This window comes from Pedococcus sp. P2_F6 (assembly GCF_056403675.1).
On record NZ_JBFUEZ010000004.1, the window covers coordinates 696,918 to 709,718 of the forward strand.

Consider the following 12,801-nt stretch of genomic DNA (forward strand, 5'->3'; position numbering starts at 1 on the left):
CTTCGCACGCTACTGCCACACCAGCAGTCACTCGCCGTCGAGGTACGCCGTCGGGATCGCGGGCTCCCCGCGCTGCAGCTTCCGGGCGGTGGCAGGGAGCTCGGCGCGGGAGGCCGCGTGTCGCGCCCGGGCGGCCTCGAGGTCCAGCACGGCGTCATCGACGACCCGGCCGGCGGTCATCAGCGGCACGAGCAGCACGCGGTCATCCCCGTCGTCGAGCGGGGGCGCTCCGATGCCGACCACCTCTGCCTCGGCGATCCCGCGGGTGTTGCGCCGGCGCAGCGCATACTTGCGGCCGGCGACCGAGGCCTTGTCCTTGCTCCGCTTGGCGACGCCGACCATCGTCCCGGAGTCGTCCTCGCGGGACACGAGCTTGTAGACCATCCCCGCCGTCGGCGCACCCGAGCCGGTGACCAGCGAGGTCCCGACGCCGTAGCGGTCCACTGGCCCGGCGGCCAGTGCCGCGATCGCGTACTCGTCGAGGTCGCTGGTCACGATGATCTGGGTGCCCGCGGCACCGAGACGGTCGAGCTGCTCACGCACCTCGCGCGCCTGGACGAGCAGGTCGCCGGAGTCGAGCCGCACTCCTCCGAGCTCCGGCCCGGCGAGCTCGACGGCGAGGGCGACCGCGGCCGGGACGTCATAGGTGTCGACGAGCAGCGTGGTGCCCTTGCCCAGCGAGGCGATCTGGGCGGCGAACGCCTCCCGTTCGTCGTCGTGCAGCAGGGTGAAGGCGTGCGCCGCGGTGCCGGCGGTCGGCACACCGAAGCGTCGCCCGGCCTCCAGGTTCGACGTGGTCGCAAACCCCGCGATGTAGGCCGCGCGGGCGGCGGCGACCGCAGCCTCCTCGTGGGTGCGGCGAGAGCCCATCTCGATGCACGGCCGGTCTCCCGCAGCCGAGGTCATCCGCGACGCAGCAGACGCGATGGCGCTGTCGTGGTTGAGGATCGACAGCACGAGGGTCTCCAGGACCACCCCGTGCGCGAAGTCCGACTCGACCACGAGCACGGGTGAGCCGGGAAAGAAGCACTCGCCCTCGGCATACCCGACGATGTCACCGTCGAAGCGGTAGTCGGCGAGGAAGTCGAGGGTCGCGGCGTCCACGATCCCGCGCAGCTGCTCCAGCTCGCCCTCGCCGAACCGGAACTGCTCGATCGCGGGGATCAGCCGCCCCGTCCCGGCCACCACGCCGTAGCGGCGTCCCTCGGGCAGGCGCCGGGCGAACACCTCGAACACGCAGCGGCGGGAGGCCGCACCGCTGCGCAGGGCGGCCTCGAGCATCGTGAGCTCGTAGTGGTCCGTGAGCAGCGCCGTGCTGGGTGAACGTGAGGTCACCTCGGCAGCCTAAGGTGGTGGCCGTGCCGCATGCTGTCCACCTGGAGATGTCCGTCGAGATGTCCCTCGAGATGTCCGTCGCGCCCGTCGAGCAGGAGCGTGCCTCCACCGACGAGCGCGCCGAGGTCGACGTCCCGTGGATCACGTTGGTGTGGAACGACCCGGTCAACCTGATGTCGTACGTCACGTTCGTCTTCCAGAGCTACTTCGGCTACTCCAAGTCCAAGGCCGAGCGGCTGATGATGGACGTGCACACCAAGGGCCGCGCTGTCGTCTCCACGGGCGCCCGCGAGCGCATGGAGACCGACACCGAGGCGCTCCAGGGGTATGGGCTGTGGGCCACCTTCCAGAAGGACAGCTGACGTGGCACGTGGGTTCAAGCGGCGCGATGGCCGGTACGTCGCGAAGCTCGACGCGGTCGAACGCGGCCTCGTCGTCGGGCTGATGGAGCAGGTGCTCGAGCTGGTCGAGCCCGAGCAGCCCGTCGAGGGTGTGCCCGGTGCCGCGGACGGCGACGAGTTCGACCAGATCGTGGCCGGGCTGGGTGGCATCGGCATGGGGGTGTCGTTGTCGGCGGCCGACCAGGTGCCCGAGCTGGGCGGTTCGGTGCCGCGGGAGCGTGACCCGGCGCTCGAGCGCATCTTCCCGACCGCCAACCGGGAGGACGACCAGATCGCGGCCGAGTTCCGGCGGCTGACCGAGGACGGCCTCCGAGCCCGCAAGTCGGCGAACCTCACGACGGCCATCCGGGCGCTGTCCGGCATCGAGGACCAGAAGCTCTCGCTCGATCAGCCACAGGCCCTCGCCCTGCTCATCGCGCTGACCGACGTGCGGCTGGTGCTGGGGGAGCGGCTCGGGCTCCAGCGCGACGACGACTTCGACCTGCTGGAGGAGCAGGTGTCGGGCCTTCCGCCGGACGACCCGGCGGTCTACGCGCTGGCGGTCTACGACTTCCTCACCTGGTTGCAGGAGACCCTCGCCCACGCTCTCACCCCCTGACGCCCGGGCGCCCAGACCGCCGGTGTGACACACCAGACGTCGGGTTGATGGGGTGCAGGGGGAGGGCGGCACCTAGCCTTGACCCGTGGCGGATGCACCCATCGGGATCTTCGACTCGGGCTACGGCGGGCTGACCGTCGCACGCGCCGTGCTCGACCAGCTCCCGCACGAGTCGATCGCCTACTTCGGGGACACCGCCCGGGCGCCCTACGGTCCCCGCCCGATCGCTCAGTCCCGCGAGTTCGCCCTCGAGTGCCTCGACCGCCTGGTCGACCATGGCGTGAAGGCCCTCGTGATCGCCTGCAACACCGCGAGCGCCGCCGTGCTGCACGACGCCCGCGAGCGCTACGACGTGCCCGTGGTCGAGGTGATCCGCCCGGCCGTGCGACGCGCGGCGCGAGCCACCCGCAACCATCGCGTCGGCGTCATCTCCACCCGGGGTACCCACCAGTCCGGCGCCTACGTCGACGCCTTCGCCGCGGCACCTCACCTCGACGTGACCAGCGTCCCGTGCCCACGGTTCGTGGAGTTCGTCGAGTCCGGCGTCACGAGCGGACCGGAGGTCATCGACGTGGCCCGTGGCTACCTCGCCCCGCTGGTCGACGGCGACGTCGACACCCTGGTCCTCGGGTGCACGCACTACCCGCTCCTCACCGGGGCCATCTCGTACGTCATGGGTGACGGCGTGACCCTGGTGTCCTCCGCGGACGAGACGGCCAAGGACGTCTACCGCGTGCTCGCCGACTCCGACTCGCTGCGGCCCGCCCACCTGCCGCCGCCGAGCCACGGGTTCACGACGACCGGGGACGCCGCGGAGTTCACCCGGCTCGCCCGGCGGTTCCTCGGTCCCGAGGTCGGAGCCGACAGCGACGCCGTCTTCGGGAACGCAGTGGTCCGGTCGGTCGCTGCGCCGACCGCCACGGGAGGGGCCCGATGAGGTTCACGGTCGTCGGTTGTTCGGGCTCCTTCGCCGGCCCCGACTCGCCCGCCTCCTCCTACCTCGTGCAGGCAGAGCACGCCGGCCGCACCTGGTCGGTCGTCCTCGACCTCGGCAACGGTGCTCTTGGCCCGCTGCAGCGCTTCGTCGACCTGGCCGAGATCGACGCTGTCTACGTCAGCCACCTGCACCCCGACCACTGCGTCGACGTGTGCGGTCTCTATGTCACCCGCAAGTACCGGCCCGGCGGTCGGGTTGAGGGCCAGCTCCCGGTGCATGCCCCCACGGGTGCCGAGGAACGCTTCGCCCTGATGTACCACGGGCTCGAGCACGGGGGGATGAGCTCGGAGTTCGCGGTCCACGAGCTGGCCGACGCCCAGGTGACCCAGGTCGGCCCGTTCACCATCACGGCATTTCGCGTGAACCATCCGGTGGAGGCCTACGGATTCCGCGTCGAGGCCGACGGCGCGGTCCTCGCCTACACCGGTGACACCGACACCTGCGAGGCGCTCACACCGTTGCTGACCGGGGCCGACGTGGCGCTGGTCGACAGCGCCTTCATCGACGGCCGCGACGCCACCGTGGGTGTCCACCTCTCCGGCACCCGCGCGGGTGCCGCCGCGGTGGCCGCGGGTGGGGTGCGGCGACTGATGCTCACCCACATCCCGCCCTGGAACGACCCCGAGGTATGCCGCGCGCAAGCCGCCGCCGTCTGGTCGGGTCCGTTGGACCTCGCCGTGCAGGGCAAGACATACGAGGTCAGCGGCAGCTGATCGCCTAGGCTCTCGTCATGGCCAGAGCGGCAGCCGTTCCCATCGCGCCTGGTGTCTGGCGCATCCCGTTGCTCGGTGACTTCGTCAACGGCTTCATCCTCCGCGACGCCGACGGCCAGGTCACGCTCGTCGACATGGGTATCAAGCAGTCCGGACCCAAGGTGATGGCGGCCCTCACGTCGATCGGCTCCGGACCGTCCGACGTCACCCGGCTCCTGCTCACGCACGCCCACCCCGACCATGCGGGCGGCGCGGCTCACGTGGCTGCGAGGACCGGGCTCGACTTCGGCATCCACGAGGACGACGCCCCCTTCGCGGAGGCTGGTCACACCGCCCAGCGCGACCAGTCGTTCCTGCTCGCGAGGCTCATGACGCGGTTCTTCGGGACCAACGCCTTCCCCGCGGTCACGGTGGGGGAGCGGCTCGTCGACGGCCAGGTGCTCGACGTCGCGGGAGGCCTCGAAGTGGTGCACACACCAGGGCACTCACCCGGCCACGCGGCATACCTGCACCGTGAGTCCGGGGTGCTCATCACCGGTGACTCGATCTTCAACGTGCGCGGGCTGCGGTGGCCGATCAAGTCGTTCTGCACGAACTTCGCGCTGACCCAGAAGACGGCCCACCGGCTGGCCGAGCTCGACTACACGACCGCGGCGTTCACGCACGGTCCGCACCTGGCCGACAACCCGCGAGACCACATCCGGCGCTTCCTCGCCACGCACCCCCTGGTCGACTGAGGGATGCACGCGGACTGACCCTCGGTCAGAGGCGCTCGCGAAGCCAGTCGAGGTCGGCGCGCTGACCGTCGAGGCCGCCGCGGGTCTCGATGACGACCGGGGCGCCCGCTGCCCGGACCACACCGGCCAGCTCGTCGGGGTCGATCAGGCCCTCGCCGAGGTTGGTGTGGCGGTCCGCCCCGGAGTCGAACTCGTCGCGGCTGTCGTTGCAGTGCACGAGGTCGATCCTCCCGGTGATGGCCTTGATCTCGTCGACGGCGGTGGCCAGCGCGATGCCCCCGGCGTGCGCGTGGCAGGTGTCGAGGCAGAAGCCGACGTTGTCGGACCCCTCGGCGCTGCCGATGGCGTCCCAGACCCGGGCGATGCGCTCGAGGGTGCGGGCCATGGCGTTGTCCCCACCGGCGGTGTTCTCGAGGAGCAGCGGGATCTTGAGGTCGGTGGCCTCGATCGCCTTGCGCCAGTTGTCGAAACCCTTGTCGACCTCTTCGGATTTGTCGACGTGGCCGCCGTGGACGATCAGCCCCTTGGCCCCGATCGCGGCGCCGGCGTCGATGAACTGCTGGAGCAGCTTGCGGCTCGGGATGCGGATCCGGTTGTTCGTCGTCGCGACGTTGATGAGGTAGGGCGCATGGACGTAGAGGTCGACGTCCGCTGCCTCGGCGGCGGCACGCAGCGCCTCGGGGCCGCCCTCGAAGTCGTACTCGGGACCCTTGTAGCCCTGCGGGTTGCCCAGGAAGAACTGGCTCAGACCCGCGCCGCGCTCCCGGGCGGCGCTGACCGGGTCTGCCGAGTCGACGTGGGCACCGAGCCGCTGGGCGGGAGAGGTGGTGTCAGCCATGGGTCCAGCCTAGGCCGGGCCACCGACGCCGGGCAGGGCCCCGTTAGCCTTGCGGCGTGACTGACACGAGCCCCACCACCCGCCACGACGGACGTACCCCCGACCAGACCCGCGAGGTGCGCATCACGCGCAACTGGCTGGACCACGCCGAGGGCAGCGTGCTCGTCGAGTTCGGCCGCACGCGGGTGCTGGTGGCGGCGTCGTTCACCGAGGGCGTGCCGCGCTGGCTCAAGGGCAAGGGCACGGGCTGGGTGACCTCGGAGTACGAGATGCTGCCGCGCTCGACCAACACGCGCTCAGACCGCGAGTCGCGCAAGGGCAAGGTCGGCGGGCGCACCCACGAGATCAGCCGCCTCATCGGCCGCAGCCTGCGCGCCATCATCGACACCAAGGCGCTGGGCGAGAACACCATCGTGCTCGACTGCGACGTCCTCCAGGCCGACGGCGGGACGCGCACGGCCTCCATCACGGGGGCCTACGTCGCCCTCGTCGACGCCATCGAGGACGCCCGCGCCAAGGGGCTCATCCGCAAGGATGCCCAGCCCCTCACCGGGTCCATCGCGGCCGTGTCCGTCGGCATCGTCAAGGGTGAGGCAGTCATCGACCTCGACTACCCCGAGGACTCGACCGCCGAGACCGACATGAATGTCGTCATGACCGGCGACGGTCGCTTCGTCGAGGTGCAGGGCACGGCCGAGAACGGCGCGTTCGACCGCGAGATGCTCGACAAGCTGCTCGACAAGGCCACCGCCGGGTGCGCCGACCTGACCCGCAAGCAGCAGGAGGCCCTCGCGACCACACCCCGCGAGCGGCTGCTGTGACCCGCGTCGTCCTCGCCACCCGCAACGACCACAAGGTCGGTGAGCTGCGGGCGATCCTCGCCGACGTGTGTGAGGAGCTCGGCCTCGAGATCGTGGGGGCGTCCGAGTTCGACGGTGCGCCCGACGTCGTCGAGGACGAGGTGACCTTCGAGGGCAACGCCCGCCTCAAGGCCCTGGCGCTCGCCGCCCATACCGGGCTCCCGTCGCTGGCCGACGACTCCGGGCTGGCCGTCGACGTGCTCGGCGGGGCGCCGGGCATCTTCTCGGCGCGCTGGTCGGGTCGACACGGCGACGACCAGGCCAACCTCGAGCTGCTCCTCGCGCAGGTCGCCGACGTCAAGGACGAGCACCGTGCGGCAGCGTTCGTCTGCGCGGCGGTGCTGGCCCTGCCCGACGGCACCGTGCGCGCCACCGAGGGGCGCATGCCGGGTGCCTTGGCTCGTGAGCCCAAGGGCGCCAACGGTTTCGGCTACGACCCCGTCCTCGTCGTCGAAGGGGACACGCGGCGCGCCGCCGAGCTCAGCCCCGACGAGAAGAACGCGATCTCGCACCGCGGCAAGGCCTTCCGCGCCATGGTGCCGCACCTGCGCGAACTTCTGGGCTGACCCGCACTGACCTCGGTGAGTGAGCGCCAACCCACTCATCCCGTGCCCGGTGAGTGGGTTGACGCTCACTCGGGGATCGACCGGGCCGCGTTAGAGTTGGCGACCACGCGCAAGTGGCGGAATTGGCAGACGCGCCAGGTTTAGGTCCTGGTGCCTTCGGGTGTGCGGGTTCAAGTCCCGCCTTGCGCACCAGTCAGGGGCGGCCCAACCGTCGGTGGGGTGTGCCTAGACTCCCAGCATGCGAACCGGCCGGCTCGAGGCGTTCAGTGACGGCGTCCTCGCCATCCTCATCACCATCATGGTGCTCGAGCTCAAGGTCCCCGAGGAGCCGACGTTCGAGGCCCTGCGGCCGTCCCTCGTCGGGCTCCTGACCTATCTCCTGAGCTTCATCTACCTCGGCATCTACTGGAACAACCACCACCACATGTTCCAGCTGGTCCGGCACGTGAGCGGGGCCATCCTCTGGGCCAACCTCGGGCTGCTGTTCATGCTCTCGCTCGTGCCGTTCACGACGGCGTGGATGGACGACACCCGGTTGGCCCAGCTGCCGGTCGTCGTCTACGGGGTCAACCTGTTGGGGGCCGCCGTCGCGTACTACGTCCTCCAGCTGGCGGTCTTCCGCCGCGACGGGCCGGACGGCCTGCTGCGCCAGGCGGTCGGCCGCGACCTCAAGGGCAAGCTGAGCCCCGCGGTCTACGTGCTCGGCATCCTCGGGTCGTTGGTGGCACCGTGGCTCGGGGTGCTGGCCTACGTGGCCGTTGCCATCACCTGGCTCGTTCCCGACCGCCGAGCCGAGCGGTTCATCCACGACCACGCCCTGGAGGACTGATCCCGTGCCCGAGCCGGACGACGACGACTTCACCTACCCGCCGGCGCTCGCCGTCGCCTGGTGGCGGCGCGAGGTGCATGCGTTGTATGCCGCGGTGCGCGCCGAGCCTGACCCCGTCACCGCCCACGCGTTGTGGGTCGACGCCCGCTCGCGGCTGTTCCTCGAGCACCCCGCCTCCCCACGCCGCGAGGGCCAGCAGCTGAGGCACGCGCCGTACGACCCGGCATACCGGTTCGTCGTCGAGGTCGAGGAGGTCGACGACCAGGAGCCGTGGGAGTTCCGGTCGGCGACCGACGGGATCGTGCCGTTCGCCGGCGCCGGTCGCGTCACGCTCGAGGGCCTGGGGACCCTCGACCTCTGGTGGCTCAACTCCTACGGTGGCGGGCTGTTCCTGCCGGTGCGCGACCGTTCGGCAGGCACCGAGACCTACGGAGCCGGGCGCTACCTGCTCGACACGGTCAAGGGCACCGACCTCGGCCGTGACGACGAGGGGCGTTGGGTGGTCGACCTCAACTTCGCCTACAACCCCTCGTGCGTCTACGACTACCGATGGGTGTGCCCGCTCGCCCCTGCGGCCAACCGCCTCGAGGCGAGCACCCCTGTGGGGGAGCTGCTCCCCGAGGGCTACTAGGCCACCGTGTTCACCCTCATCGGGGCCGACGGAAAGCCTTGTGCGAGCGAGGTTTCCGGGACGTTCGGTGGCAACCGCCGGGGCAAGCTCTACGGACGCCTCGACTGCCCGTCCGCCTTGCGCGCCATCCGGCAGGGCGGCTACGTCCAGCACCGCGTCTTCTTCGCTGACGAGGCGAGCGCCATCGCCGCGGGCTACCGGCCCTGCGGCACCTGCCTGCGCGCCGAGTACGCCTCCTGGAAGGCGACGCAGCCCTGACCCCCCGAGGTTGCCCTGCCGATCGGGGTGGCGTCCGGGCGCGGCATAGAGTCGACCCGTGAACCACCTTCTGCGCGAGGTGCTCCCGGCCCTCGGCCTCGACGAGGGGTATGCCGCGGCGCACCTCGACGTGGTCGACGGCAGCGGCCTCCCTGCCGCTCTACCGGTGAACACCCTCGCCTGCGGCTCGGTTGCCGCGGCCGGTCTCGCCGGTGCCGCGCTGCGCGGCCTGGACCGGGTGCAGGTCGACCCGCGCCAGGTGTCGGTGTCGTTCCGGAACGACCAGGTGCAGACCGTGGACGGCGTGCACGAGCCCGGCTTCGCGCCGCTGTCAGGGTTCTTCGAGGCGGGGGACGGCTGGGTCCGCACCCACGCCAACTATCCCCATCACCGGGTGCGGTTGCTGCGGGCCCTGGGTCTGGCCGAGGAAGCAACCCGCGAGGATGCAGCCGGGGCCATCGCCGAGCGGTCGGCCCAAGAGGTCGAGGACGTCGTCACGGCCGACCACGGCATCGCGGTGCGAGTGCGGTCGGTGGGCGAGTGGATGGCCTCCGACCAGGGCGGCGCCGTGGCCAGTCACGACGTGCTCTCCGTCAAGACCATTTCGGGCGGGGGTCCCTCAGGAGTCTCTTCGGCGGCCCCCGTCCCCGTGCCCGAGCGCCCGCGGGTCCTCGACCTCACCCGGGTGCTCGCCGGGCCGGTCGCCACGCGGACCCTGGCATTCCTCGGCTGTGACGTGCTGCGGGTCGACAGCCCGCACCTGCCCGAGCTGGAGGCCCTCCACCTCGACACGGACGCGGGCAAGCGCTCGACGCTGGTCGACCTGCACGACGAGCATGCCCGACACCGGCTCCACGACCTGCTGGCCGAGGCCGACGTGCTGGTGACCGGCTACCGGCCCGGTGCGCTCGCGGCCTACGGGCTGGACCCGGACCACCTCGCCGAGCAGCACCCCCAGCTGGTCTGCGCAACCCTGACGGCCTGGACCCCGACCGGGCCCTGGGGCAGGCGTCGGGGGTTCGACAGCATCGTCCAGGCCGCCACCGGGATCTCGCTCATCGAGTCGCGTGAGGGGGCGACGCCCGGAGCACTGCCCGCGCAGGCGCTGGACCACGCGACCGGCTACCTCCTCGCCGCCGGGACCCTGGCTGCCCTGCGTCGACGGGCCACCGAGGGCGGCACCTGGCGGGTCGAGGCACACCTGGCCCGAACGGCCCACTGGCTGCTCCAGACAGATGCGCTCGACGCGCCAGCCGCGGCGATCGACGACCCGAGTCCCTGGCTGGTCGAGTCCGACACGGCCTACGGTCGTGTCGCCCAGTCGCGCCCGGCTTTCGGAGTCGATCACGCCCCCAGGGAATTCGCGTCGGTGGGGCGCCGATGGGGTAGTGACCCAGCCGTCTGGGACCCGGCCGACCGCGTGTCCTGACTAGGGCGCCGCCATGGTCCGCGGGTCGAAGCCGAACGGCAGCTCGAGCCGGTGGGCAGTCATGAGGGCGTCATCGGTGAGGACGTCCCGCGTGGGCCCGTCGGCAACGACGACCCCGTCGGACAGCACCACCGACCGCGGACACAGCTCGTAGGCGTAGGGCAGGTCGTGGGTGACCATCAGCACCGTGACGTCGAGGGAGCGGACGATGTCGGCGAGCTCGCGCCGCGACGCGGGGTCGAGGTTCGACGACGGCTCGTCGAGCACGAGGATCTCGGGCTCCATCGCCAGAACGGTGGCGACCGCCACGCGACGACGCTGCCCGAACGACAGGTGGTGTGGCGGACGGTCGATGAAGTCGACCATCCCCACGCGGTCGAGGGCCGCGAGCACCCGCGCCTCGAGGGCGGCCCCGCGCAGCCCGAGGTTGGCGGGTCCGAACTCCACGTCGGCGCGCACCGACGGCATGAAGAGCTGGTCGTCGGGGTCCTGGAAGACCACCCCCACCCGGCGCCGGACCTCCTGCAGGTTCTCCTTGGTCACCGGCATCCCGGACACGGCGACGGTGCCGGCGCCGGCGGTCAGGATGCCGTTGAGGTGCAGCACCAAGGTGGTCTTGCCGGCACCGTTGGGCCCGAGCAGGGCGACGCGTTCGCCTTGGTGCACATGGAGGTTCACGCCGAACAGTGCCTGGTGGCCGTCCGGGTAGGCGTAGGCCAGACCCTGGACGTCGAGGACGGGAGTGGTCACGCGGCCACCACCACGAGCAGGGTGGCCAGCGCCACAGCAGGGAGGATGCCGGCCACGCGCCACTGCTCGGCCGTGGCCGTCGCAGGGTGCGTCACCGGCAGCGTGCCGTTGTAGCCGCGCGAGAGCATCGCGAGGTGGACGCGCTCGCCGCGTTCGTAGGAGCGGATGAACAGTGCCCCCGCCGTCGTCGCCAGCACCGGCCAGGCCCGGACCGAGCGGGCCTGGAAGCCGCGCGACTCCCGCGCGACCTTCATCCGTGCCAGCTCGCCGGTGACGACTTCAAGGTAGCGGACCATGAAGCCCATGATCTGCACGAGCTGGTGGGGCAGGCGCAGTCGTTCGAGCCCGGCCACGACGTGCCGCGGTTCCGTGGTGGTCGCGAGCACGAGTGAGGCCATGACGCCGAGGGTGCCCTTGGCCAGCAGTGCCCACCCGCCGATCAACCCCTGCTCGGACAGGTGGAGTGGGCCCACGGCGACCCGGGGCCCGGTCGCGACGAACGGCATCAGCAGGGCGAAGACCACGAAGGGCACCTCGACGACCATTCGCCTGGCGTAGTAGCCGAAGGGAACGCGGGAGGCGCGCTGGGCGAGGAGGACGAGCAGGAGGTACACGGCATACGCGGCGAACGCGGTGCGCGGGGTGAGGACGACGGTGAGGACGAAACCCAGGAGCGCCAGCAGCTTGAGGTGCGCCGGGAGGCGGTGGACGGGGGAGTGCCCGTGGAAGTGCAGGTGGTGACCGTGCCCCGCGCCCACGTCAGTTGTCGCCGTCGGTGGACGCGTCGCGGGAGGGCGCGCGGACCGGGTCGCCTTCGCCTCGACGGCGGACGGCGAGGAAGAGGCCTCCGGCGATGACGAAGACGAGGGCGCCGCCGACGATGCCTGCCACGCCGCCGGAGACGCGGGCGTTGTCGATGCCGCGGGTCGAGTACCCGGCAAAGGGTGAGCCGTCGCTGGCGTGGGAACGCGCCGAGCCGAGGAAACCCTGCTCTCCAGCCACGAACACGAGTCCGTCCGGGCTGCTGGAGGCGTAGTAGGAGACGACTCCCGCCAGGAAGAGGCAGACGAGGATGCCGACGACCATGAGGCGCTTGGTGGAGACGCGCGGCCGGGGGGTGCTCATGCCGCCACTCCGTTGCGGATGGTCAGGGTGCGGGTCTCGAGGCTGGGCCGGGCTCCGTGGACGAGGTCGGGCCGGACGGCGACGATGCTGAAGACGGCCAGCCCCGTGATGACCGCCTCGCCGACCCCGATGAGGGTGTGCACGCCCACCATCGCCGTGGCCACCGTCGAGAACGGCACGTCGACCGTGCCGCCCAGCTCGAAGAGCAGCGAGAACGCGAAGGCGGCCGTCGGCACCGAGACCAGGGCCGCTGCTGCCGCGGCCGGCACGACCATCAGCGGGCGCTTCGGCAGCACCTGGCGCAGGACGACGAAGGCCAGCCAGCCCACCCAGACGCCCACCAGTCCCATCAGGGTGATGTTGGTGCCGAGCGCAGTGATCCCGCCGTCGGCCATCAGGGTCGCCTGGACCAGGAGCACCACGGTGATCGACAGGGTGGCCGTGCAGGGCCCGACCAGGACCGCGGCGAGTGCACCACCCAGCAGGTGGCCGGAGGTGCCCGCGGCGATGGGGAAGTTGAGCATCTGCGTGCAGAAGATGAAGAGCGCGACGAGTCCGGCCAGAGGTGCCGTGCGGTCGTCGAGCTCACGGCGCGCACCGCGCAGCGCCAGTGCCACCCCGGCGACCGCGACGACGGCAGTGCCCACCGACGTCGGTGCGTCGAGGAATCCGTCGGGCACGTGCACGGTCGCTCCTGTCTCGAGGCCTTGTGGTGCGGGGCCCGTCGTCCTGTG

The 12,801-nt window shown here is 71.3% G+C and carries 17 protein-coding genes and 1 tRNA gene; 12 read left to right on the forward strand and 6 right to left on the reverse strand.

All coding sequences use genetic code 11. The features are described 5' to 3' along the window. Positions 1 to 27: 27 nt before the first annotated feature. Positions 28 to 1,335 (reverse strand): nicotinate phosphoribosyltransferase, encoded by a 1,308-nt coding sequence (locus AC1DWP_RS14660; protein ID WP_477615210.1) that lies wholly within the window; start codon positions 1,333 to 1,335, stop codon positions 28 to 30. Positions 1,336 to 1,406: 71 nt separating this feature from the next. Between AC1DWP_RS14660 and clpS the strand changes: the two genes are divergently transcribed. The 5 genes from clpS (at position 1,407) to AC1DWP_RS14685 (ending at position 4,781) form a co-directional block, all read left to right on the forward strand. After that, positions 1,407 to 1,697 (forward strand): ATP-dependent Clp protease adapter ClpS, encoded by a 291-nt coding sequence (gene clpS / locus AC1DWP_RS14665; RefSeq protein WP_477615312.1) that lies wholly within the window; start codon positions 1,407 to 1,409, stop codon positions 1,695 to 1,697. A 1-nt stretch (position 1,698) separates the two neighbouring features. After that, entirely contained in the window at positions 1,699 to 2,334 is a 636-nt protein-coding gene (locus AC1DWP_RS14670) for a DUF2017 domain-containing protein (RefSeq protein ID WP_477615211.1), read from the forward strand. An 85-nt stretch (positions 2,335 to 2,419) separates the two neighbouring features. Further along, positions 2,420 to 3,271: a glutamate racemase gene (gene murI / locus AC1DWP_RS14675; protein WP_477615212.1), complete on the forward strand. Its 852-nt coding sequence runs from the start codon at positions 2,420 to 2,422 to the stop codon at positions 3,269 to 3,271. After that, complete coding sequence (locus tag AC1DWP_RS14680; protein ID WP_477615213.1) at positions 3,268 to 4,044, forward strand: MBL fold metallo-hydrolase; 777 nt, start codon at positions 3,268 to 3,270, stop codon at positions 4,042 to 4,044. The genes murI and AC1DWP_RS14680 overlap by 4 nt, the downstream gene beginning before the upstream one ends. Before the next feature lie 17 nt (positions 4,045 to 4,061). Further along, positions 4,062 to 4,781 carry an MBL fold metallo-hydrolase gene (locus AC1DWP_RS14685; RefSeq protein WP_477615214.1) on the forward strand — a complete coding sequence of 240 codons (720 nt, stop codon included), beginning with the start codon at positions 4,062 to 4,064 and terminating at the stop codon, positions 4,779 to 4,781. Between the two features lie 25 nt (positions 4,782 to 4,806). On the opposite strand, the gene AC1DWP_RS14690 is transcribed toward AC1DWP_RS14685, so the two are convergent. Beyond that, a complete protein-coding gene (locus tag AC1DWP_RS14690) occupies positions 4,807 to 5,619 on the reverse strand; it encodes a deoxyribonuclease IV (protein WP_477615215.1) in 813 nt (270 codons plus the stop codon). Positions 5,620 to 5,675: 56 nt separating this feature from the next. Between AC1DWP_RS14690 and rph the strand changes: the two genes are divergently transcribed. The 7 genes from rph to AC1DWP_RS14725 all read left to right on the forward strand — a co-directional run bounded on the left by rph (position 5,676) and on the right by AC1DWP_RS14725 (position 10,192). Next, complete coding sequence (gene rph / locus AC1DWP_RS14695) at positions 5,676 to 6,440, forward strand: ribonuclease PH (RefSeq protein ID WP_477615216.1); 765 nt, start codon at positions 5,676 to 5,678, stop codon at positions 6,438 to 6,440. Continuing rightward, positions 6,437 to 7,045 (forward strand): RdgB/HAM1 family non-canonical purine NTP pyrophosphatase, encoded by a 609-nt coding sequence (rdgB, locus tag AC1DWP_RS14700; protein ID WP_477615217.1) that lies wholly within the window; start codon positions 6,437 to 6,439, stop codon positions 7,043 to 7,045. The genes rph and rdgB overlap by 4 nt, the downstream gene beginning before the upstream one ends. A gap of 107 nt (positions 7,046 to 7,152) precedes the next feature. Beyond that, positions 7,153 to 7,237, forward strand: a tRNA-Leu gene (locus AC1DWP_RS14705). A 46-nt stretch (positions 7,238 to 7,283) separates the two neighbouring features. Next, complete coding sequence (locus AC1DWP_RS14710) at positions 7,284 to 7,874, forward strand: TMEM175 family protein (protein ID WP_477615218.1); 591 nt, start codon at positions 7,284 to 7,286, stop codon at positions 7,872 to 7,874. 4 nt (positions 7,875 to 7,878) lie between these two features. Beyond that, on the forward strand, positions 7,879 to 8,505 hold the full coding sequence (locus tag AC1DWP_RS14715; RefSeq protein WP_477615219.1) for a DUF1684 domain-containing protein: 627 nt from the start codon (positions 7,879 to 7,881) through the stop codon (positions 8,503 to 8,505). A 6-nt stretch (positions 8,506 to 8,511) separates the two neighbouring features. Then, the gene (locus AC1DWP_RS14720; RefSeq protein WP_477615220.1) at positions 8,512 to 8,763 is read left to right on the forward strand and encodes an Ada metal-binding domain-containing protein; all 252 of its coding nucleotides are present in this window, start codon (positions 8,512 to 8,514) and stop codon (positions 8,761 to 8,763) included. Positions 8,764 to 8,821: 58 nt separating this feature from the next. After that, positions 8,822 to 10,192, forward strand: a complete 1,371-nt coding sequence (locus tag AC1DWP_RS14725) for a CoA transferase (RefSeq protein ID WP_477615221.1) — start codon at positions 8,822 to 8,824, stop codon at positions 10,190 to 10,192. Here the strand turns inward: AC1DWP_RS14725 and AC1DWP_RS14730 are convergent, their stop codons facing one another. Genes AC1DWP_RS14730 through AC1DWP_RS14745 form a run of 4 tightly spaced genes read right to left on the reverse strand, consistent with a single transcriptional unit; the run spans position 10,193 to position 12,753 of the window. Continuing rightward, positions 10,193 to 10,942, reverse strand: coding sequence for an energy-coupling factor ABC transporter ATP-binding protein (locus tag AC1DWP_RS14730; RefSeq protein ID WP_477615222.1), 750 nt, complete (start codon positions 10,940 to 10,942; stop codon positions 10,193 to 10,195). After that, positions 10,939 to 11,700, reverse strand: coding sequence for a cobalt ECF transporter T component CbiQ (gene cbiQ, locus AC1DWP_RS14735; protein WP_477615223.1), 762 nt, complete (start codon positions 11,698 to 11,700; stop codon positions 10,939 to 10,941). The genes AC1DWP_RS14730 and cbiQ overlap by 4 nt, the downstream gene beginning before the upstream one ends. A gap of 1 nt (position 11,701) precedes the next feature. Continuing rightward, entirely contained in the window at positions 11,702 to 12,067 is a 366-nt protein-coding gene (locus tag AC1DWP_RS14740) for a PDGLE domain-containing protein (protein ID WP_477615224.1), read from the reverse strand. Further along, the gene (locus AC1DWP_RS14745; RefSeq protein WP_477615225.1) at positions 12,064 to 12,753 is read right to left on the reverse strand and encodes an energy-coupling factor ABC transporter permease; all 690 of its coding nucleotides are present in this window, start codon (positions 12,751 to 12,753) and stop codon (positions 12,064 to 12,066) included. The genes AC1DWP_RS14740 and AC1DWP_RS14745 overlap by 4 nt, the downstream gene beginning before the upstream one ends. Positions 12,754 to 12,801 lie beyond the last annotated feature (48 nt).

Excerpts from the sequence above, each read along its gene's own strand:
- AC1DWP_RS14680 (WP_477615213.1), top strand. The coding sequence starts at position 3,268 with ATGAGGTTCACGGTCGTCGGTTGTTCGGGCTCCTTCGCCGGCCCCGAC.
- AC1DWP_RS14685 (WP_477615214.1), top strand. The coding sequence starts at position 4,062 with ATGGCCAGAGCGGCAGCCGTTCCCATCGCGCCTGGTGTCTGGCGCATC.
- AC1DWP_RS14690 (WP_477615215.1), bottom strand. The coding sequence starts at position 5,619 with ATGGCTGACACCACCTCTCCCGCCCAGCGGCTCGGTGCCCACGTCGAC.
- AC1DWP_RS14710 (WP_477615218.1), top strand. The coding sequence starts at position 7,284 with ATGCGAACCGGCCGGCTCGAGGCGTTCAGTGACGGCGTCCTCGCCATC.
- clpS (WP_477615312.1), top strand. The coding sequence starts at position 1,407 with ATGTCCGTCGCGCCCGTCGAGCAGGAGCGTGCCTCCACCGACGAGCGC.
- AC1DWP_RS14740 (WP_477615224.1), bottom strand. The coding sequence starts at position 12,067 with ATGAGCACCCCCCGGCCGCGCGTCTCCACCAAGCGCCTCATGGTCGTC.